16 protein-coding genes are annotated in these 22,173 nt (G+C 54.3%); 12 read left to right on the forward strand and 4 right to left on the reverse strand.

Annotation, left to right across the window (positions count from 1 at the left end):
- Nucleotides 1-14: 14 nt before the first annotated feature.
- A complete protein-coding gene (locus tag QK300_RS02710; RefSeq protein ID WP_281300095.1) occupies nucleotides 15-2,027 on the reverse strand; it encodes a ThiF family adenylyltransferase in 2,013 nt (670 codons plus the stop codon).
- A gap of 1 nt (nucleotide 2,028) precedes the next feature.
- A complete protein-coding gene (locus QK300_RS02715; RefSeq protein ID WP_281300094.1) occupies nucleotides 2,029-2,766 on the reverse strand; it encodes a PEP-CTERM/exosortase system-associated acyltransferase in 738 nt (245 codons plus the stop codon).
- Between the two features lie 477 nt (nucleotides 2,767-3,243).
- Here QK300_RS02715 and QK300_RS02720 point away from each other — a divergent pair, with 477 nt between their 5' ends.
- The 11 genes from QK300_RS02720 (at nucleotide 3,244) to QK300_RS02770 (ending at nucleotide 17,232) form a co-directional block, all read left to right on the forward strand.
- Complete coding sequence (locus QK300_RS02720) at nucleotides 3,244-3,852, forward strand: XrtA/PEP-CTERM system exopolysaccharide export protein (protein WP_281300093.1); 609 nt, start codon at nucleotides 3,244-3,246, stop codon at nucleotides 3,850-3,852.
- A 71-nt stretch (nucleotides 3,853-3,923) separates the two neighbouring features.
- Nucleotides 3,924-5,612 carry an XrtA system polysaccharide chain length determinant gene (locus QK300_RS02725; RefSeq protein ID WP_281300092.1) on the forward strand — a complete coding sequence of 563 codons (1,689 nt, stop codon included), beginning with the start codon at nucleotides 3,924-3,926 and terminating at the stop codon, nucleotides 5,610-5,612.
- A 48-nt stretch (nucleotides 5,613-5,660) separates the two neighbouring features.
- Nucleotides 5,661-6,635 carry an XrtA-associated tyrosine autokinase gene (locus QK300_RS02730; RefSeq protein WP_281300091.1) on the forward strand — a complete coding sequence of 325 codons (975 nt, stop codon included), beginning with the start codon at nucleotides 5,661-5,663 and terminating at the stop codon, nucleotides 6,633-6,635.
- Between the two features lie 63 nt (nucleotides 6,636-6,698).
- On the forward strand, nucleotides 6,699-7,841 hold the full coding sequence (locus tag QK300_RS02735) for an XrtA/PEP-CTERM system-associated ATPase (protein ID WP_281300090.1): 1,143 nt from the start codon (nucleotides 6,699-6,701) through the stop codon (nucleotides 7,839-7,841).
- The gene (locus tag QK300_RS02740; RefSeq protein WP_281300089.1) at nucleotides 7,841-8,737 is read left to right on the forward strand and encodes an XrtA system polysaccharide deacetylase; all 897 of its coding nucleotides are present in this window, start codon (nucleotides 7,841-7,843) and stop codon (nucleotides 8,735-8,737) included. Before QK300_RS02735 ends, QK300_RS02740 begins: the two co-directional genes overlap by 1 nt.
- Nucleotides 8,734-9,789, forward strand: a complete 1,056-nt coding sequence (locus QK300_RS02745) for a FemAB family XrtA/PEP-CTERM system-associated protein (RefSeq protein ID WP_281300088.1) — start codon at nucleotides 8,734-8,736, stop codon at nucleotides 9,787-9,789. The genes QK300_RS02740 and QK300_RS02745 overlap by 4 nt, the downstream gene beginning before the upstream one ends.
- A gap of 68 nt (nucleotides 9,790-9,857) precedes the next feature.
- On the forward strand, nucleotides 9,858-11,477 hold the full coding sequence (gene xrtA, locus QK300_RS02750) for an exosortase A (protein WP_281300087.1): 1,620 nt from the start codon (nucleotides 9,858-9,860) through the stop codon (nucleotides 11,475-11,477).
- Nucleotides 11,449-13,389, forward strand: a complete 1,941-nt coding sequence (locus QK300_RS02755) for an XrtA/PEP-CTERM system amidotransferase (protein WP_281300086.1) — start codon at nucleotides 11,449-11,451, stop codon at nucleotides 13,387-13,389. Before xrtA ends, QK300_RS02755 begins: the two co-directional genes overlap by 29 nt.
- A gap of 159 nt (nucleotides 13,390-13,548) precedes the next feature.
- Nucleotides 13,549-14,886 (forward strand): TIGR03013 family XrtA/PEP-CTERM system glycosyltransferase, encoded by a 1,338-nt coding sequence (locus QK300_RS02760; protein ID WP_281300085.1) that lies wholly within the window; start codon nucleotides 13,549-13,551, stop codon nucleotides 14,884-14,886.
- Nucleotides 14,873-16,045, forward strand: coding sequence for a glycosyltransferase family 4 protein (locus tag QK300_RS02765; RefSeq protein ID WP_281300084.1), 1,173 nt, complete (start codon nucleotides 14,873-14,875; stop codon nucleotides 16,043-16,045). The genes QK300_RS02760 and QK300_RS02765 overlap by 14 nt, the downstream gene beginning before the upstream one ends.
- On the forward strand, nucleotides 16,042-17,232 hold the full coding sequence (locus QK300_RS02770) for a glycosyltransferase family 4 protein (protein WP_281300083.1): 1,191 nt from the start codon (nucleotides 16,042-16,044) through the stop codon (nucleotides 17,230-17,232). The genes QK300_RS02765 and QK300_RS02770 overlap by 4 nt, the downstream gene beginning before the upstream one ends.
- On the opposite strand, the gene QK300_RS02775 is transcribed toward QK300_RS02770, so the two are convergent.
- Nucleotides 17,227-19,266 carry a TIGR03016 family PEP-CTERM system-associated outer membrane protein gene (locus tag QK300_RS02775; protein WP_281300082.1) on the reverse strand — a complete coding sequence of 680 codons (2,040 nt, stop codon included), beginning with the start codon at nucleotides 19,264-19,266 and terminating at the stop codon, nucleotides 17,227-17,229. The genes QK300_RS02770 and QK300_RS02775 overlap by 6 nt on opposite strands.
- Nucleotides 19,267-19,484: 218 nt before the next feature.
- Between QK300_RS02775 and QK300_RS02780 the strand changes: the two genes are divergently transcribed.
- Nucleotides 19,485-20,597, forward strand: a complete 1,113-nt coding sequence (locus tag QK300_RS02780; protein WP_281300081.1) for a glycosyltransferase family 4 protein — start codon at nucleotides 19,485-19,487, stop codon at nucleotides 20,595-20,597.
- On the opposite strand, the gene QK300_RS02785 is transcribed toward QK300_RS02780, so the two are convergent.
- A complete protein-coding gene (locus QK300_RS02785) occupies nucleotides 20,590-21,969 on the reverse strand; it encodes a putative O-glycosylation ligase, exosortase A system-associated (RefSeq protein WP_281300080.1) in 1,380 nt (459 codons plus the stop codon). The two genes, QK300_RS02780 and QK300_RS02785, sit on opposite strands and share 8 nt — an antisense overlap.
- Nucleotides 21,970-22,173: the final 204 nt, after the last annotated feature.

Below are 22,173 nucleotides of genomic sequence, written 5' to 3' on the forward strand. Positions count from 1 at the left end.
TCAGGAACTGCCGCTCATTCTTTTTCGTAAAATAAGCTGGATAAAGGCTGACGCACGGAGCGCGAGGTGACTGGTCTGCGCGACCGCCCAATGCGGCCGGGGAAAATCACCGCATCGCTGGAACAGGCCATCACGGAATCAAAAAACTGGCCGATGGCCTTCGCCTTGATATCGGTTCTGCTTTCAGACCAGCGCTGATCATGGCTTGCCCCATGGGTGAAAATAAGTGGTGCATAGGATGGCTGGATCGAAAGCCCCATGGCATGAGCCGTCAGCCAGAAACGCTGCATATGCTGGCCCGCCATGATCCAGTCCTGATCGGGTCTTTCGGCCTTATCCTGATCCCAGCACAGGGCAAAATGCGCCGCGCAGTTCATACCCGGCAGTATATCCAATTGCAGGCTGGCAGCCCAGGCACCCCCCAACAGGCGATTGAGAATTTTGGTGCGCGACCATTTTGCATTGGCCCAGCGCATCAGCCGCACGGTCAGGGGATCAAGTCCCACCGATTGAGCGGGCATGCCCCATGGGCTGTGATCCGTTGAGAAATTAACGGCTTTTTGATGCACCCGATGGGCTTCGGGGATGGTCAGGCGCAAAAGCGTCGCCTTCATATTCAGCCGGGTCATCGCCCAGCGCGCCTTGGGGCTTTGAAACCAGATGATCCGCCCGCCTTTGGGCAGAGTCTGTTCCAGCCTGGCCATCTCTTTGGCATCAAGGCCGATTTTGCGATAGGGCCTGCGGTCCACCGTGCGCGATTTGATGAAAGGCATCAGGCGATCAGGGGAGACATCGGCTTCATGGAAGGTGACGTGAATGGCCCATGGATTGGCGTTTTCATCCAGCGTCCATTCGATTGATAAGCCGTGATGGCTGGCGGCAATGCGTATGGTTTCCAGCAGACCACCTGCAGCCAGCAGAATGGGGCGGCCATGGGCATATTCATAAAAATTGCTGCCCGGATGGTAGATCAGATGGATGCGCAGGCTGTTTTCATCCAGAATCTCAAAGCGCCATGGCTGTTCATTATCGCCCGAAGGGGCCCAGCGCGCCTGATCCAAAATCTGATGCAGGCGCGGCGCATCGGCGGCAACGCTATCCGCCAGATGATTTTGCGGCCCCTTTGCGATGAGCTTTTCGATCCAATGCCGGGCCAATTCGATTTTCACCCGTCGCCATGGATTGGCGTTGCCCCCGGCTGTCCATGTGGTGCGCAAGCGTTGTTGATAGGGATCATATTGATGGACAAAGGGCGCGGGCTTGATGCGGCCCCGCTTGAGCAGAATTTTCATGGCTTCGGCCCCCAAAAGGGCGCTGGCCATGCCACAGGCCATGGGGGTGGATGGCCCGGCCTTTCTAGAAAAATCAACATGGCTTTGATCGACCAGTGCCGAGCGATGCAAAGCCGCCGGTGCCAACCCGATCATGAAGCGCACATAATTTTTGGTTTGCGCGGCTGTCTCGTTTTGTCGTGAGGCTTCATCGGTTTTGATGGACGAAAAACGGAAATAGCGATCAAAAGACAAGCTATCGGGCATAAAGGTCAGCAATGAGGCCCCAAGGCCCAGCGGCGCCACAGTGATGGCCGGGATTGCAAGTGCGCGGGCGCGGGCAAAAAGGGCGCGGCGGATATCGAGCACGAAAAAATCAAGCCCATCGATGAACAGATCGACATCTTCGAGAAAGGCATCGAGATTGCGGTCATCAACCCCTTGGGGGAAGTCTTTAATCTCGGCCTCCGGGTTGATATCGAGCAGCATCGATTTGATCACGGCGCATTTCGGCTTGGTGATGGTGCTGACAAAGGCACCGGCCTGTCGGTTCATATTGGCGAGATCGAAGCGATCGAAATCAGCGATATGAAAGGCCCCGATCCCAAGACGGGCGAGCATCAGGGCATGGCCGCCCCCCACACCGCCCAACCCGGCAATGGCGACGCGCTTGCCTTTCAGAATCTGTTGTTCCGTGTGGGTGATCCAGCCCAGCGTGCGGCTGAAGGCTGTATCATAATCGAAATTCTGATCCATTTCAGGCGAGCAGACGTGTTTGCGCCGCAGTGAGGGGCCAGACCCGGCCACCATCGGTGATGGCGTGCCAGATCTCTGGCTTTTGCCGATAAATTCCGGCCAGAAGCTCTGACATATCACGATAAACGGGATAGCGGATGCCATGATAATTGACCGTTTCGCCGGTGCGATCGAAACGGATGCCCAGCTTGCCCAGCAAACGAATGAGGGCAGGTTCGACAACGGCGGTGACATGGGTCATCCCGGCATCCCGGGTCATTTCCACAATCGCTCGCATCAGGCCCAATGTGATGCTGGGCAAAGCCCGGCGACCCAGAAATTCGGGGGTATTGTCATTCACCTCGGTGGAATAAAGCCCATCATCCATCCGCTGGCGAAAGGCCTTGGAAACCGAAAAGCGGGAAATTTCCGCCGTCTGATCGCGGGGCAGATCAAGATCGGTTCCATCGGTTAAAATGGGGGAGACCCGATAAGACGGCAGGCCCAAATGGGGGCGCTGATGATCAGGATAGATCAGCCTGACCGTTCCCGCCACCATGCCTGAGGGGCGATGAATCAGCAGGCTATGCAGGGCATGGTCATCCGATTCGTCTTTTTCCAGGCCATCGCTATTGGCTGCCGGATCTTCGAATCCCGTTTCGAGACAATAGACCTGATAGCGAAGTTGTTGAGATTTCTTGATAAGTTCTTTTGTGTCACAACGGACGACATCGAACCACTTATAATATAAATCGGTCAAGCTCTGCTCCGCTTTCTGGGCAGACTGGGCCGCGCGGATCGTCTCTCTAACCTGATAAACCATTGGGACACCGTAATTTTATTATGACCAAAAGCCCCTGTGATGACTAAGTCATTCTTCTCGGTACACAGCATATGGGATGTCCCTTAATTCTTCCTAAAATTATAAGGCGAATTGCTCTTATATTATGTTCTGACCATAAAATAGGGCAATTTTGTGCATAAAATAAAATATTAATTAACTAAACCCCAAGAAAACTATCTTTATAAATATTCACTTTATTAAAGAATAACACTTTTTGGTTTAATAACATTTGATTTCATGCGATTTGTATCAAATCAGGATTTTCCTGTTTTGGCACAATCCAAACAATGTTAACACTATGAAAACCATAAGTAATGTAGAATGCGTAACCATTTTGTGATAAACCCGCTGACGGGTACGTAAAATGAACCGCTTTGATGCAAGGGAACGGGCATGATAATCAGGGCGCTGGCTTTGCTGGCTGTTTGTTTGGTGGCGGCTTGCGCGAGCAAAAGCACATTGCCGCCGGTGGATAGTAATGCACCGGCGCTGGATGCGCCGCTTTATCGCATCGGCCCGGGCGATTCTCTCAATATTTTTGTATGGCGCAATCCAGATCTGGCCAGCAATGCGCTGGTTCGTCCCGATGGGCGCATCACTTTACCCTTGATCGATGATCTGGAAGCAGCCGGCAAAACGCCCACGGAACTCGCGCGCGATATTGAGGGCGCTTTGAGTGTTTTTGTGCAAGACCCTTTGGTAACCGTGATGGTGACCGGTTTTGTGGGCACGTTCGAACAACAGGTGCGGGTTGTGGGGGCGGCTGCCAATCCATCAGCCATTCCTTATCGTGCCAATATGACCTTGCTTGATGTGATGATCGCGGTGGGGGGGTTGACCGAATTTGCCGCTGGCAACAGGGCCACCCTGGTGCGCTGGGTGGATGGTGAGCAAAAGGAATATCGCGTGCGGCTCGATAGCCTTTTGAAATCAGGCAATATTTCAGCCAATACAATGGTATTGCCCGGGGATATTCTGATCATCCCGGAAACTTTCCTGTGATCAGGGGGGTGTTAGAGTGTCGCCATGGCGATCCTTTGTCTGTTTCTTATTTTTGATGGGCTTTATTGCAAGTGAACGAAATCTATCAACAGCTTTTATTCTATATGGGTGCGCTTTGGCGGCGGCGCTGGATGATCTTTGCGATTGCCGCGATGATTGCAGGCCTTGGCTGGGCGGGTGTTTCTTCCTTGCCCAATGAATATCGTTCATCGGCTAAAATCTATGTGGATACGGCGACGATTTTAAGCCCCCTGCTGGCAGGGGTTGCGGTTGAAGAAAATGTGGATCGACAGATCGAAATCATGCGCCGGACCCTGCTGAGTCGTCCGAATATCGAGCAACTCGCCAGAATGACCGATATGGATATCGAGGCCAGCACCCCGGCGGGGATGGAGGTGATGCTCGATCAACTGGAAAAAAGAATATCGCTGACCGCACAAAGAGATAATCTTTTCGATATCAGCTATGTGGATCGCTCGCCCCAGCGGGCGCGGGATGTGGTGCAGGCACTGACCACTCTATTCGTTGAGAATAATTTGGGGCGCAATCGCGCCGATATGGATAATGCCCAGGGCTTTCTGGATCGGCAGATTGCCGAATATGAGCAAAAACTGAATGAAGCCGAAGACGCTTTGGCGCGCTTTCAGCAAGGAAATGCCGCTTTTCTGCCCGGTCAAACAGGCTTGCAAAGTAATCTGGCCGAAGCCCGCGAGGTCTTGTCCGATCTTTTGGGGCAGCTTCAGGATACCGAAGCCCGGCAAAGGCTTTTGGAGAGGGAACTGGCCGAAACCCCCCAGATTTTAGGACAAACTTCGGGCGGAATGGGCCCGCCAACCAATCTGGAAGTGCAAATCATTGATCTGCAAAGTCGGCTTGAGGAACTGGAATCACGCTATACCGGCGAGCATCCCGATGTTGTGGTGATGCGCCGAAGGCTTGAAGCGATGATGAGCCAGCATGCGGCTTTTGTTGATAATTTTGGGCAAAGCGATGATTTGCGCTCGGGCCCCTCTGCCAATAATGTAACCATTCCTAATCCTGTTTATGCTGATTTGCGGATGGAATTGGTGCGGGAACGGACGAATGCCGAAACACTGCGCGAAAAGGTTGGCAGAGCTCGGCAGGCGGTGGATGATCTGGAGCGAAAAGTTTTTCAGGTGCCGGAAGTGGAAGCGCAAATGAAGCGCTTGACCCGGGATTATGATGTGATCCGGAAAAATTACGAAACCCTTCTGACGCGAAGGGAATCGGCGCGGATTTCTTCGGATCGCGAGCAGGCGGGCAGCCGCGTGAATTTTCGCATCATCGAAGCGGCCTCCGTTCCGCTCATGCCGAGCGGCCCACCCCGGGCTTTGTTTTTGGCGGCGATCCTTATGATGAGCTTTGTCGCAGGCGGTGCTGTGGCTTGGCTATTGGCTGTTGCACGGGTCACTTATGGCAGTGTTGATCATCTAAAGCGGGATTTTGATTTTCCTGTCATCGGCTTTCTCACCGTTGTTGGCCATGATGATCCGGGTAAGGGGATTAAGGATAAAATAAGCCTTGGGGCTTCATTATCTGTTTTATTGGCGGTTTTCATCGGTCTTTTATATATCGAAAGCCGCTTTGGCATCCCGATGCACCAGATGTTGGCCTATGGCTTGTGTCTATTCGTTTTCATATTCGGGCTGATTATATTGGTGATCGATCGTTTGCGCCCTTCATTATTCAGAAGTTCGCCCATGATCACTTCTTTTGATTTGAATACAGGACGAACATGATCATGAAAATTTGCGTATCAATTTATGGGCCACCAGGCGGGGTTTTTGATGTCTGATCGTGGTTCACACCCTAAAAAAGAACGCGCTGGCAAGGAATTGGCTGGCGATCCTTTGGAAGATGCGTCCTTGATCGAGCGGGCCGCCGCCCGACTGCGCGAGGGGACTGCCTCTGTTCAAAAAGCTGATGCCACTATGCCGGAAAAACAGCCATCCGGCCAAGGCGTGCATGTGAACAGCCTGCGCGGTGCCCGGCGGAAATCCGGACATGAAATAGCGCCCGAGGATGACATTGTCGATGTGATGATCGATCTGGATATGCTGGCGGCCCATGGCTATCTCACACCCAAAACCATGCGCTCGCAATTGGCTGAGGAAATGCGCCTGATCAAGCGTTCGGTGGTGCAGGCCTTTTGGTTTCGGGATGTGGAGCGATCCAATCTGATCATGGTGACCAGCGCCTTTCCATCCGAAGGTAAAAGTTTCGTGGCGCTCAATCTGGCGATCAGCCTTGCTTGCGAGGTGGATTTTCATGTGCTTTTGGTGGATTCAGATTTTGAACGCCCGGCTGTTTTTAATCGGTTGGGGCTTGGTCGTCGCTTGGGTTTGATGGATATGCTGAAAAACCCTGATACCGATCTGAGCGAAATTATATTGCGCACCAATATCGAACGCCTGTCGCTGATCGGGCCGGGTCGGCGGGATGATATGTCCACCGAATTGCTGGCCAGCCAACGGATGCAGCAGATCGCGCAGGAAATGGCGGATCGCTATCCTGATCGGCTGATCATTTTTGATACACCGCCGATGTTATCCTGTTCGGAACCGGCGGTGCTCGCAGAATTGATGGGGCAGGTTGTGTTCGTTGTGGAATCCAACAAAACCCAGCGCGAAGCCCTTGAAAAGGCGGTGCAGCTTTTGCCTGCTGATTGCAAGCTGGGGCTGGTTTTGAACAAGATGGTGCCGGGGATCGGTGATACAACCTATAGCTATTATGGTGATCGCAGCTATCGGAACCAAATATGAGCGGCGATTCTGAATATCGAGATATGATCGCGCGGCCTCAGCCTTCATGGCTGGGAGGATCAGATGTATCTTGATTATTATGGATTAAAGCGGCACCCCTTTCAACTGACACCGGATGTCAATTTCTTTTATGACAGCCGGGTGCATAAACGGGCGATGGCCACCATCAGCTATGGCTTGAGCAAGCTTGAAGGTTTTGTCATCGTCACCGGCGATGTGGGGGCGGGCAAGACGACGCTGATCGATTATCTATTGAAAAACGGCCAACTCAAAAATGTTGTGGTGGCCCGGATCAGCACCACTCAGCTTGAGGCGGAAAATCTTCTGGAATTGATTGCCAGCGAACTGAATTTGCGCAAAAGCGGGGCGAGCAAGGCTTCTTATCTGCGCGATCTGAACAGTTTTTTTCTGCGTTTGGGGCAGGCGGGGAAATCGGTTCTGCTGATCGTTGATGAGGTGCAAAATCTATCTGCGGGTGCCCTTGAAGAACTGCGGATGCTCTCGAATTTTCAAAATCAGGAAAAGCCGCTGGTGCAGCAATTGCTGGTGGGCCAGCCGGAATTTCGCAGTCGTTTGGCCAGCCCGGCTTGCGAGCAGATCAGGCAAAGGGTGATTGCATCCTATCATCTCGCCCCCCTGACCGTTGAAGACGTGCCGATTTATATCGCTCATCGGATGCAGCAGGCGGGGGTTCGCGATCAAAGCCTGTTCACCTATGGGGCCTGTCAGCGCATTTTTGCTGAAACCGGCGGTGTTCCGCGCAAAATCAACCGCTTATGTGATCGCCTGTTGCTTTATGGGTTTCTTGAGGAACTGACCAAGATCACCGGTTCTGCGGTTGATGATGTAACGGCGGAAATGCGGGGGGAAAATCTTATGGATGCTGCGCCATCTTCCCCTGAGCAACCAAAGCCGATCAGCTTGGCGGCACCTCAGGCACCCTTACCGGCTGTAGCGGATCAGCAGGATATTTTGGATCTGCCGCTCACCGGTGATAGCGGTCTTGCCCTTTTGGCGGATCCGATGAGCCGGCTGGAGGCATCAAACGCGCCACAGGTGCGGCAGTATCTGGCATCGCAGATGAGCCAGCAACAGGCGCTTTTGCAGCATATGGGGCGGCTGCGGCGAAAAATGGATCTCCATAAATCACGATTGTCACGCTTGAAGCTGATGCTGGGCCAGCAGATAAAGAATCGTGGGGTTTGATGATGGATTTAAATCGGGAACAGGCGTCATTGAGGCCCGCAGATCCGCCCGCATCCCTGGCTGATGTGATGAGCGTGGATGTTGAGGATTATTTTCAGGTCTCGGCCATGGAGGGCATCATCGATCGGCGCGATTGGCCGTCGATGGCGTGCCGGGTGGAGCGGAATGTTCATGATATTCTGGATTTATTCGATCGCCATCAGGCCAAGGCCACTTTCTTCACTTTGGGCTGGATTGCCCGCCGCTATCCCGATCTGATCCGCGAAATCGCCAAGCGTGGCCATGAAATTGCCAGTCATGGCATGCAACATATCCGGGTGTCGTCCCAAAACCCGGAAGCCTTTCGCAGTGATGTGCGCGAAAGCCGGGCCCTGTTGGAAGATATTGCGGGCAGGTCGGTTCTGGGTTATCGGGCGGCGAGCTTTTCCCTCACCCCCGGGACCGATTGGGCCCATGGTATTCTGGCCGAGGAAGGCTATCGCTATAGTTCCAGCATTTATCCGATCAAGCATGATCATTATGGGATCCCCGATGCCCCGCGGTCTGCCTATCAACCGATGGCGGATAGGGATTTTCTGGAAATTCCGATCAGCACGATGATGCTGGGCGGGCGGCGCTTGCCATGTGGGGGCGGGGGCTATTTCCGGCTGCTGCCCTTTGCCGTTTCAAACTGGATGATGGAGCGTGTGCGGGCGCATGATGCCATGCCGCTGATTTTTTATTTCCATCCCTGGGAAATCGATCCCGATCAGCCCCGGATCGAGGGGCTGGGGGCGAAAACCCGCTTTCGCCATTATACCAATCTGTCGCGCATGAAAATGAAGCTTGAACGCCTTTTGCAAAAGGGGCGATGGGATCGCTTCGATAGCCGATTTGCTGTTGGAAAGGCTTTATGATGCACGGAACCCAGCCCATCAGCATCACGCCTTTAGAGCCGGGCGATCATGATCGCTGGGATGCGTTTGTGATGGCGCATGAAGCGGGAAGCTTTTTTCATCTTTCGGGATGGCAACAGGTGATTTCGCAGGCTTTTGGCCATGAAACGCATTATCTGATGGCCCAATCCGGCGGGCAGGTCCGGGCTGTTCTGCCCCTTGTTCATATCAAAAGCGCGCTTTTTGGCGATAGCCTTGTTTCAACTGCTTTTTGTGTTGAAGGCGGCCCTTTATGGAGCGATCCGGGGGCTTTGGCTGCCCTTGATGCGGCGGCGGTGGCTTTGGCCGAAAAATTGGCTGTGGGCCATCTGGAATATCGATTGATCACCCCGCTGCATGCCCTTGATGAACGCTGGGAAAGCCAATCCGATCTTTATGTGCGCTTTCGCAAATCTTTTACGATGGATGCCGATGAGAATCTGAAAATGATCCCGCGCAAGCAGCGGGCGATGGTGCGCAAGGGCATCAAATGCGGGCTTTCCGGTGTCGCAACGGATGATCCCGATGCGCTTCATGCGGTTTATGCCGAAAGTGTGCGGAATTTGGGGACGCCGGTTTTCTCGAAGCGCTATTTCCGGCTTTTGAAGCAGATTTTTGGGGATCGCTGCGAATTGCTCCTGATCAAAAATGGGGATGAAACCGTTTCCGGGGTTCTATCATTTCGCTTTCGGAATGAAATCCTACCCTATTATGGCGGCGGAACGGCCAAAGCGCGGGAAGTGGCCGCCAATGATTTCATGTATTGGGAAACCCTGCGTCGGGCGGTGGAACGGGGCGAAACGGTTTTTGATTTTGGCCGGTCGAAATGCGGTACGGGATCTTATGATTTCAAAAAACACTGGGGCTTCGAGCCGCAGCCCCTGAGCTATGAATATCGCCTGATCCGGGCCGATGCCGTGCCTTCAAACAATCCCCTCAATCCCAAATATCGTTTGGCGATTGCTTTATGGCAGCGCCTGCCACTCTGGGCGGCCAATCGCATCGGGCCTTATCTTTCGCGATCATTGGGATGATCGGGCGATGCGTGTGAGCAAGAACAACGGGCCGGAAACAATCATCATCAGGGGATCAGGGATCACCCATGGATAAGGTGCTCGGTCATCCCCGGCAGATTGCCGTCCTCATCTGTGGGCTGGCGATCCTTTTGCTGGGCCTTGTCTTTCATCAAACGCTGATGAGCATGGTTTCGATCTGGCTCAATTCCAGCACTTATGGCCATGGGCTTTTGATCGCCCCCATATCCCTTTATCTGATCTGGAACAATCGTCACCGGCTGGCGGCTCTGCCGATCAAGGCATCATTTTGGGGGTTTGTGTGGCTGTTGGGCGCGGCCTTGCTCTGGCTTTTGGGGGATATGGCACAGATCAATCTGATCAGCCATTTTGCCCTTGTTGCCTTCATCCCCGGCCTTGTGCTCGCGATTTTGGGTGTGACCATGGCGCGGGCCCTGATTTTTCCTTTGGGTTATCTTTTTTTCATGGCGCCCTTCGGCGATTTCGCCATTGCCCCCTTGCAGGATCTGACCGCCCATTATACCGCCATTCTGGTGCGGTGGACCGGCATTCCGATTTATCATGAAAATTGGACATTGGTGATCCCCGGCGGCACCTTTCTGGTTGCCGAAGCCTGTGCCGGGGTGCGCTTTCTGATCGCCTGTGTGGCTTTGGGGGCATTGATCGCGGGCACCTTCCTCAAGCGCTGGTGGAAGCGTGTCGTTTTTATGGCTTTGGCCATTGCGGTTCCCATCATTGCCAATGTGGTAAGGGCCTATGGCATTGTTCTGGTTGCACATTACAGCAATTTTGAACATGCCGTGGGTGTTGATCATCTGATTTATGGCTTTGTTTTCCTCAGCTTTGTGATGCTGATCCTCATTCTGGCGGCATGGTGGATGCGCGATGTGGGGCCTGATGCTCTTTTTGCCGCCCCTCGAGCCGATAGCGAAACGGCTGATCTGAAAAGCTCGGGCCTTTCCCGCCCTGATCTGATGCCTATCGGTGCCGCCGCAACTCTGGCGCTGCTGATGGCTTTGGGGGTGCGTTTCTATAGCCACCATGCTTTGCAGATTGCGCCCGTGCCCTTCGTGCAGCTTTATGCCCCGGAGGGTTCTGCCGGGCCGGATGGCTGGGCCCTGTTGGGCAAGGCGGAGACGGGCGATTGGGTGGGTGATTTTTCCGCTGCTGATGCGCAGGAAACCTGGGTTTATGCCAAGGACGACACGCGTTTTTCGGTGTTCATGGCTTTTTATGGCGATCAGGGGCCGGGAAAGGAAATCATATCCTATCGCAATGATCTGGTCGGCCCCCAGGCCTTGGATGTGGTGCAGGTGGGGGTGACCAGGCCCGATTTCATGGGGCCAGATCTGCCACCCGCCAATCTTATGCGCCTGTCCGGGCCCGATGGTCAGCGCCTTGTGTGGTATTGGTTTATTCTGCCATCCGATGCCACGGCGAACCGCTCATCCGTTAAATTAAAGGGTTTGTGGGCTAAATTCCGGGGGGCGCGGGCCCCGGCGATGGTGCTGGCCATTTCGGCCCCCGGGCTTCAACTGGCTGATGAACAAGGCCGTTTGCAGGATTTTCTGCGCAGCACGGGTTTTGATGAAACACTGCAAAAAGGCGGCTTTGCCCCATGGGTGGCGCGCCATGAGATGATCACAGGAAAGAACGCAGATGTGCGGAATAGCAGGCATATTCGATAGCCGATCTGATCGGCCGATCGATCAAGGGCTTTTAAAGCGGATGAGCGATTCCATCGCCCATCGCGGCCCGGATGATGATGGCTTTTTGTTTCGGCCCGGGGTGGGGCTGGCCCATCGGCGCTTGTCGATCATTGATCTGGCGGGCGGCCATCAGCCGATGTTCAATGAAGATGGCACTGTGAGCGTGGTTTATAATGGCGAGATTTATAATTTTGCCGCGCTGACCCGTGAATTGCAATCTCTTGGCCATCATTTCCAAACCCGCAGCGATACCGAAGTGATCGTTCACGCCTGGGAAGAATGGGGCGCGGATTGTGTGACGCGCTTTCGCGGGATGTTTGCCTTTGCCATTCATGATGCCAATCAAAACAGCCTGTTTCTGGCGCGCGACAGATTGGGCATCAAGCCGCTTTATTATGCCCAAACCGATGATGGCATGCTGGTTTTTGCCTCTGAGTTGAAAGCGCTTTTGCACTATCCTCGTTTGGGGCGCGATCTGGATGCGGTGGCCGTGGAAAATTTCTTCGCCTTTGGCTATGTGCCCGATCCGCGCTCGATCTATCAATCGGTGAAAAAGCTGGCACCCGGCCATCATCTTTATCAGCAGCGGGGACGCTCGGCGGCCCATCCGCAGCAATATTGGGATATGACCTTCGCCGAGGATGAAAACACGGCCTTTGCCGATCAGGCCGAAGCCTTGCGCGAAAAGCTGGAAGAAGCGGTGCGGATCAGGATGATCGCCGAAGTGCCCTTGGGGGCCTTTTTATCGGGCGGGGTGGATTCCAGCGCGGTGGTGGCGATGATGGCCAAAAGCCAGGCAAGCCCGGTCAATACCTGCTCCATTTCCTTTGGCGATAAGGATTATGACGAATCCATCTATGCCCGCAAGGTGGCGGAACGCTACGGCACGGCGCATCATGAGCGCAGGGTTGATCCCGAAGATTTCGGCCTGCTTTCGATCCTGCCACGGATTTATGACGAGCCTTTTGCCGATAGTTCGGCGCTGCCCACCTATCGGGTATGCGAAGAAGCGCGCAAGCATGTGACCGTTGCCTTGTCGGGAGATGGCGGGGATGAAGTCTTTGCCGGCTATCGGCGCTATCGCTGGCATCATTATGAAGAACGGGTGCGGGGGCTTTTGCCGCCGGGAATTCGCCAGCCATTTTTTGGTCTAACGGGTTCGCTTTATCCAAAAATGGATTGGGCGCCTAAGCCCTTGCGCGCCAAATCCACATTGCAGGCACTGGCCCGCAGTTCGGCTGAGGGCTATTTTCACAGCATTTCGATCCTGCCTGATGCCCTGCGCGAAGAGCTTTATAGCGATGGGTTTAAACGCGACCTGCAGGGCTATCGATCTGTGGATCTGATCGAGCATCATATGGAGCGGGCGCCCACCGATCATCATCTGTCGAAAGCCCAATATGTGGATATGAAAACCTATCTGCCGGGCGATATTTTAACCAAGGTTGATCGGGCGAGCATGGCTCATTCCCTGGAAGTGCGGGTGCCCTTGCTTGATCATCCCTTTGTGGAATGGTCGGGCACTGTGGGGCCGAGCCGCAAATTGCACGGGCGGGAAGGGAAATATCTGTTCAAAAAATCATTGGAGCCGTTGTTATCCAATGACATTCTCTATCGGTCGAAAATGGGCTTTGCCGTCCCCCTTGCGCGATGGTTTCGCGGGCCGCTGAAAAGCTCTGTGGAAAAGGCCATTCTGCACGGAGCTTTGGCCGATAGCGGCTTTTTCAAGCGCAGTGCGCTGGCCCGGATCGTTGATCAACATATGAGCGGGATGCGCGATCATAGCCAGGCCCTGTGGGCGCTGATGATGTTTTCCGGCTTTTTGGAACAGGTGCACGAGATGCAGCAAGGAGATGATCCGCATCGGGAATTGGCCGGGCTTTCAATTTAATTGAGATATTGTGGATTGAATGATCATGAAATCTCATTTTGATCCATATTTTTATGTTAAATGAAATTTAAAAATAAACAGATATAGATGCACATTCAGAATAAATAATTGTTCGGGGGAACGATGTCTGTCACAAATAGTAATAAACCATTAATTTTTATGGCGCTTCTAGAGTGCCTGATCATTTATGGATGCTTTTTGGCAAGCGTTTTCATTCATGACAATAATTTATTCTCTAATGATATTGTAAGAATAAGTGTAGGGATTATAAGTATCTGTATCATAATTGGTACGGTTATGTTTTCTGTTGGGTTGTATAACTGGAAAATATCAACCGGATATTCCGATATCGCTGTTAGAATCATCTCTTCATTTGTTATTGGTTATCTGGCCTATGTCACATTTGTCTATGTGATCAGCTATATCCGGCTGCCACCAACCGTTATTTTGTTCGGGATGATTTTTTCCCTTATTGGTGTTTTGATCCTTCGTCTTATTTTCGTTCGGCTTACCAAATGGTCTAATCTGAAAAGCCGGGTTCTGGTTTTGGGCACCGGCAAGCAGGCGGCGCGGATCGTGCAATTAGAGCAGCTTGGCCATGCCAGCCGTTTTGTGACCACGGGCTTCGTTAATCTGGAATCCGTCAAGCCACGAGTGGATCAGAATCGCATCATCGATATGCCCGATGATCTGGCGGATTATGCTCTGAAACAGGATGTGGATGAAGTGGTGGTGGCGCTGGAAGAGCGCCGTGGCCAGGTGCCTCTAGCCCCTCTGATCAATACCCGCCTGCGGGGCGTGAGTGTGACCGATTATCAAACTTTTTGCGAAAGGGTGCAGGGTCGGATCGATCTTGATGCCCTGCGGCCGAGCTGGTTTTTTCAATCGGATGGCTTTCGCCGCAGCGGCTTTCACCGGCTGATCAAACGCACGGTCGATATTGTGCTCAGCCTTGTTTTGTTGATCTTCACGATGCCGCTTTTGCTTTTGACCATGATCCTGATCCGCCTTGAAAGCCCGGGCGGGGCCTTTTATGTGCAAGAGCGGGTGGGGCTGGGCGGTAAGCCGTTCACTTTGGTCAAATTCCGCTCCATGCGCAATGATGCGGAAAAAAATGGCGAAGCGCAATGGGCACAGAAAGGCGATGCCCGGGTCACCCGGATCGGGGCCCTGATCCGCAAAAGCCGGATCGATGAAATCCCGCAGGTGATCAATGTTTTGAAAGGCGATATGAGCTTTGTGGGGCCGCGCCCTGAACGTCCGGTTTTCGTCGACCTGCTGGCGGCGGAAATTCCCTTTTATCAGGAGCGCCACAGCGTACGCCCGGGGATCACCGGTTGGGCACAGCTCAATTATCCTTATGGTGCCTCGGCCGAGGATGCCCGGCAAAAGCTGCAATATGATCTTTATTACATCAAATATTTCAGCATCATCTTCGATCTTTCCATCGTTTTGCAAACCTTCCGCGTGGTGATCTGGTCTGATGGCGCGCGCTAGGCCCGAAAGCGTGTTGCGCATGGGTGGCAAGCCAAAAATCCTGCATATTTTCCCCACATTTGCCCCCGGCGGGGTGCAATTGCGGATCATCAGGCTGATCGAACGATTGGAGGCTGGCCGCTATCAGCATCAGATATTGGCGCTGGATCAGAATTATCGTGCCGCTGTTCATGCCCCCAATCTCCCTGATCTCGATTTTTATGATCAGGATCAGGGCCCCTTAAAGGATGTAACATCTTCGGGGCTTTCCGGCCTGATGCAGCGCCGCCGGGCTTTGGCAAAGGTCGGCCCCGATCTTTTATGCACCTATAATTGGGGGGCGATGGATTGGGCAATGGCCGCCCGTTTTGGCCCCTTGCCGCATCTGCATTTTGAAAGTGGTTTTGGCCCGGATGAGGCCATCAGGCCTTTGCGGCGGCGCTCTTTGTTTCGGCAATTTGCCCTGGCCCGGATCAAGGCGCTTGTGGTGCCATCACAAACTTTGGTGGAGATAGCCAGCCGCCATCATTGGGTGGCCCCCCATCAAATTCGCCATATCCCCAATGCGGTTGATTGCCAATGGTTTCAGCCCGGCGAAAAGCCTGAAAGGGCGGCGGATGACAATCTGGAATTCCTGGCCATCGCTCCCTTGCGCGCAGAAAAACGGCTGGACCGTCTGATCGATCATTTCGCAGCCCTTGCCCATATTGATCCTCGGGCGCGCTTGAGGATTTTGGGCGAAGGGCCGTGCCGTCCAGCTTTGGAAGCCCGGATTGCGGAGCTGGATTTGGGGGATCGGGTTGTGTTGGAAGGGCATGTCACCGATATTCGCCCGGCCCTCAATCGCGCCGATCTGTTTTTGATGACCTCGATCACCGAACAGATGCCCAATGCGCTTTTGCAGGCCATGGCGGCGGGGCTGCCGGTTCTGGCTTTTGCGGCGGGGGATATCGCCGCCATTCTGCCGCCCAGGGCGCGCTTTTTGGTTTTTGCCCAAAATGATGATGCGGGCTTTGGTAAAGCTCTTCTTGATCTCGCCCAAAATCCATCCCTGCGCCATGATCTGGGCGCGGAAAACCGGCGCCGGGTAGTGGCGCATTATGATCTGGATATCATGGTCGCGGCCTATGATGCCCTTTATCAAAAGGCCTTGGCGCTTCAGGTTTTGGATGTCTCATGAAACTTCTTGTTTTCTCAACATTATTTCCCAATCCCCAGCAGCCCCATCACGGGATTTTCGTGGAAAATCGCCTGCGTCATCTGCGCGAAGACAGCGGCTATGAAGCCCATGTGCTGGCCCCTGTGCCATGGTTTCCGAGTGCCTCGCCGCATTTTGGCACTTATGCCGATTATGCCAAAATCCCTAGGCATGATGAGCGCCATGGCCTGATGATCGACCATCCGCGTTATCTGGTGATCCCCAAAATCGGCATGTTGGTCACCCCCTTCAGCCTTTATCTGGCGGCCCGCCCGGTGGTGGCACGGCTTTTGGCCGAAGGGCATCGCTTTGATCTGATGGATGCGCATTATTTTTATCCCGATGGGGTGGCCGCCGCCCTTTTGGCGCGGGAATTTGATCTGCCCTTCACCATCACCGGGCGGGGCACCGATCTCAATCTGATCCCGCGTCATGCTTTGCCACGCCGATTGATCCGCTTTGCCGCCAATAAAGCCGATGGGCTGATCACGGTTTGTGCCGCCTTGGCCGAGGATCTGGCCGCTATCGGTGTGCCGCGCGATCGGGTGACGGTGCTGCGCAATGGGGTTGATCTCAAAGCCTTTCAAAGGGATGAGGCGGGTGCCCTTCTCCTACGCCAAAAGCTGGGCATCAAAGATGGGCCGGTGCTTTTATCGGTGGGGCATCTGATCGAACGCAAAGCCCATGATCTGGTAATCGGGGCCCTGGCGGCATTGGGGCGCGGGCATCTGATCATTGCCGGAAAGGGGCCGCAGGAAAAATTTTTGAAAGATCTGGCGCAATCCTTGGGGCTTGCGGATCGGGTACATTTTCTGGGTCTGGTGCCGCATCATGATTTATCATCCGTTTATAGTGCGGCTGATCTTTTCATTCTGGCATCGAGCCGAGAAGGCTGGCCCAATGTTTTGCTGGAAAGCATGGCCTGCGGAACGCCAGTGGTGGCCACCGCAGTCAATGGTTCGCCCGAAGTGGTGACAAAGCCGGTTGCTGGCCGCATCGTTGCCGAACGCAGCGGCCAGGCCCTTGCTGCAGCGGCTGAAGATATATTGAACGATCCGCCATCGCCTGAGGCCGTGCGCGCCTATGCGGAAGATTTTTCATGGCAGGCCACGAGCCTCGGGCAGATGGCGCTGTTCAATTCGATCCTGCAACAAAGAAAAGGCTCATAATCTGAGCCGTGCCGAGAGGGTGACGGTGTTTTCCGTGAAATCCTGAATGCCAAGGGATGAATCGCGGGTGGAAAAACCATAGCTGAGCGAGATGAGCAGGCGTTCAAAGCCGGTATAATCAAGGCCTGCGGTGGCCCGATAATCACGATCTTCGCGCGGCAGCGTGCCCCCCAAAAGGGCTGCGGAAAAATCCCGCTCGGTGAAGCTGCCCGATGCCCGCGCGGTGAAATGGCGGCTCAAGGGCTGTGATAGATTGATCCGGGCGATCAGACTTTCCTCATTCGTGGTGCCGGTATTGAGATTGATTTCATTGCGCTGCCAGCTTCCGGTCAGCACAAAAAACAGGTTGGCAAGCTGGCCGCTAAGATTGAGGCTGGCGGTTTCATTTTTCGTTGAATTATTGCGCAGGGAAAAGGGCAGGTCGGGGGGCAGGGTGGGATCGACCGCCCCCGGGGTGCCGGGCAGATTATCAAGCAGGCGTTCCTGATCGATCCGTACATTTTCATTGAAACTGGCGGTGAATTGCAGGTCTTGGCCGATCATCTTGAGGAAAGTGGCATTGAAGGCGGTATTGCCATCCCGCTGGCCAGCGGTAAATTCAAAAGACGTGCGATCACTGGGTTGCCAGCGAAAGCCCGCCATATAAAGGGGATCATCGATTTCACGATCAAAGGTCTGGCCCGTGAATTTCTGATAGCCGCCCCGGGCGATCAGGCGAAAGCTTGATGTCAGATCATAGGTGAGTTCGGCAATGGCCTCGGTGCGTTCCCGGTTTTCCCGCTCGCTTTGATCGAAATGGGCAAATCTGCCGGTGAGCGACCAATTGAGCCTAGAACCATTAACAGGAGAGCGGAGGATCAGGCTGCCCGCATTCTCCCAAGTATCGGTGCCCTGCTGGCCATTGAAAAAGATGGGATTGAGGGGGTCGATTTCGGCTTCGCTGATCAGAACAAGACCGCTTTCATAGCGCAGTTCCATCGTGGCGAGATCGCCAAGACGATGCCTCAGATACGGGCTGATCTGATAGGTTTGAACCACTTGCGTATTGGCGATATTGGTGATCGATGAAGATTGACCGCGACGGGTATCCACAAGCTGACGCGAGATCGAGACGGCGCTATCGAGAAAAAACAGGCGTTCTATCAATTCGGTATTGAGCGAACCTTGCACCTCGGGGGCAACGGAAAAGCTGTCATCATCATTTGTGCGATGCTGCAGGCGTATTTCGGCATCGAGCAGCGCCTGCAATCGGGCGGTATCATAATCGATCCGAATGGCGGGGAACAGTTCGCTGACCGCACTGTCGCGTTTCAGATCGCCCGATTGCAGATTGATATTGTCGCTATAGCTTTGGGCGGCGCCAACCGACATCTCGATCGTTCGGCTGCCCGCAAAAAAGCTTTCCGGCACATAAATGACATCACCGGGCTGCAAAAGCGTATCAGCTCCCAAAGCACGCCCCGATTGAATATCGCCAAGGCGCAGACGAATTTTTTGCGTACGGCCATTTTCCGTGCGGATGATTCTGGCGCGATTGGCCGCCGCTGTTTCCGGCAGGCCGCCGATTTCTGTCAGTACCCCAAGGCTTGTGAGCCCTTGGCGATAAGGCAAAGTGCGCGGGGCGGGGAAGGCATCGCCGATGAGGCGGATGCGGTCTTGATAGGTGCCCCCCGCCGCAATCACCATCACCGTGGCCCGGGGTGTGGTCATCAAATCCGAAAGGGCCTGTTCCAGCTTTCGGGCGATCTGATCGGTGCTAAGGCCAGTGACCACGAGTTCCCCCACAAGCGGCAGGGCAATCCGGCCATCGGGGCGCACGCGATACTCTCCGCTCAGATCGTCTTCGCCATTGATGGTGATTTGCAGGCGATCTTCGGGGCCGATTTTATAGATATAATCCGCTGCCGCATTGCCCGAACCCACAATATCGGGGGCTGTTGTCTGGATGATCGTGGCCAAAGCCGGGCTTTGGGCGAAGGCCGGATGATGGCTCATCAGCATCGCTAGGGTCAGCGCCCCGGTCAAAAGCCGCATGGGGTTTCCAATTTTGCGATGGCCCCGCTTTAACGCTGGCCCTTTGGCACTATGCTGTGATGGTCTGCCCGTGCTGAAATAATGAGCCATATAAAGATCGTTCCCCCCTTGCCCTTGATTCCACTGTTCCCTTAAGGTGAATTTTAACCTGATTCAACGCGCGGTCAAACATGCGAATTCTTTATCACCACAGAATATTGGCTGCCGATGGAATGCAGGTGCATATCAAGGAGCTGGTGGGAGCCTTGAAACGCCGCGATCATTTGATCGATATGGTGGGCCCAAAGGCGCAAAAAACCGATGGGGGCCGCAGTCTCACTGGTTTTTTGGGCGATGCCCGGGCCCATATGCCTGCGGCTTTCAATGAAATGCTGGAAGCCGGATATAATCTCAAAGCCTATCGGCAGCTTTTGAAAAGCGCCCGCGCGCAGCAGCCTGATATTCTTTATGAACGCTATAATGCCTTTTTATTGGCGGGCTTGTGGGCGAAGCGGTCTTTGGGGATTCCCTATCTGATCGAGGTGAATGCTCCTTTGTGTCATGAACGCAGCCTTTTGGGCAATCTGGCTTTGAAGGGGCTGGCCCGGCGGATGGAGCGGGCGGTGTGGCAAGGCGCCGATGCGGTTTTGCCGGTCAGCGATGCCCTGGCCGATTATGTGCGCCGCGAACAGGTGCCCGATGATCGGATCACGGTTATCCCCAATGGCGTGCGGACCGAATTGTTCCAATCTGTGCGCCGCGGCAGCCTGCGGCAGGAGATGGGTTTCGCTGACAAGATCGTGTTTGGCTTTGTGGGCTATGTGCGGGAATGGCATGCTCTTGATCGGGTGCTCCATGCCTTTGCCCGCTTGGCCGATCCGGCGCTGCATTTTCTGATCATTGGCGAAGGACCGGCCAGCGCGGGCCTCAAAGCCATTGCCAGCGAACTTGGGATCGGCCATCAACTCACCTTCACCGGCGCCCGCCCTCATGAAGACATTCCGGCGCTTTTGGGGGTGATGGATATTGCCTTGCAGCCGGATGTGAATGATTATGCCTCGCCCTTGAAATTATTTGAATATCTGGCCGCAGGCTGCGCCATCATTGCGCCCAATCGCCCCAATATCCGGGAAATTCTGGATGATGGCAAAACCGCGCTTCTGATCGATCCCGATCACCCCGATGATCTGAGCCGGGCCATCACAGCCCTTGCCACCGATGCTGATCTGCGTAAAAAACTGGGGGCGGCGGCTTGTGATCTGATCACGGCCCGCGATTATACATGGGATGGCAATGCCCGAACGGTGGAAGCCATCGCCGAAAAGCTCTTGGCGCGTGGGGCCGCTATTTAGTCGGGGCCTTGATCTGTGAACTTAAGGGCGGTCGTGATCGGAAAGGCCGGGGAATTGCCGGTCGCCGGCCGCCTTGCGCCTTGGGGGCGGGGGTCAGGGATGGGCTGCTTGCGGGGGCCACATCGGTTTTTGCGAGTTTTTGCGTGACCATGGAAAGGGCGGCAGCCAAAGCGATGACGGTGTAGATATGATCGAAATAAGCGAGGCTTAAAAAAGCGCCGGAAACCATATAGCCGATGAGGGAGGCTTGACCCATCTGGCCCAGATCGGCGGCCCATTTCATATCCGGCCTCATTTCGCCCAGTTTTTTGGCGCGGGCAAAAGATCGCCATGCTGCCCATAAAAGGCCCAGAAACAGCCCCAGCCCCACAAAGCCATGGTCGCCCAAAACCTCGAAATAAATGCTGTGAATGGCGCGCGGCATGGCAGCATCGGGCACCAGACGCATGAACAGGTCGCTATCATAATAGGGCCTGAAGCCCCCCCCGGTGATGGGCCGTTCGATGGCCAGCCTGCTTGCAAAAATCCAGGCATCGATGCGCCCCATGGCCGAAGCATCCTGATCATATTCCTTGATCGTTTCCATTCGCTCTACCCATTGCTGGGGAACGAAAAAAATCAAAGCACTGCCCAAAGCCAGCGCCAGAGCAATGAAGGCGGCGCGCTGGCGGGATTTCCAGACAAGGGCAATGGCAATCGCCACCAGCCCTAAAAAGCCACCCCGCGATGTGGTGCCGATGATGGCAAAGCTTGTCATCACCATGGTGGCCAGGATGCCGATCCTGATCCATTTTTCCTCCGATTGCAGATGCAGATAGCGCATCAGCGGTAAGGTCATCACAAAAACCAGAGCCAGAGTGTTATTATCGCTGATAAAGCTTTCCGGGGGGCCATAGGCATGATGGCCGCCTGCGGTGAGAATGGTGGGAATACCGCTGCGAATCCCCAAAACGCCAACCGATAAAACCATCACCCAAACAAGGGCGTGGATGCGCTCGCGGCTGGTCACGAGGGCGATGGTAATGAATGTGATGAGAAAAATTTTGATCGTGCGTTCCCAATAGACCCATGCCACATCGGGAACCTGAGCAAAAAAGCTGGTGAAGGTCACCCAAAATGCGAGGGCCAGCAGAATCACCGTGGGGGCGGTGATCGGCAGTTTTTTGGGCTCTTTCGATACCAGCCACGCCAAAAGGGTGAGACCGCTTAAAAACATGGCGAAAGGCAGGCTATAGGCGACCCCATAAACCAAACGATGCGGGTTGAGCAAAGAAATCCAATGATAGGCATAAACCCCCACTACGGGGGATATGAAAACCAATGGCACTATGACGAAGAGGCTTGCCAAAAGTAAAATCGAGGAGATCGGCATGAAGGGTCCTTGGCTAAGCCGTGCTTGGTTCGCTACAAAATAACAGGATCAAAAGGATTTAACGCCTTCTGGCCTTATGGGGTGAGATGCGGCCAGCTTTGATCGCACCGCTTTTTTCATCGCTCATGGAATCGCTTTCGCCATCAGAATGCGTCCGTAAACGCAGCCAGCCTTTTTGATCCTGAATGGATTGGGCGCCATCGT

This window comes from Iodidimonas sp. MBR-22 (assembly GCF_029946565.1).
GTDB classification, from domain to species: Bacteria; Pseudomonadota; Alphaproteobacteria; order Sphingomonadales; family Rhodothalassiaceae; genus Iodidimonas; species Iodidimonas nitroreducens.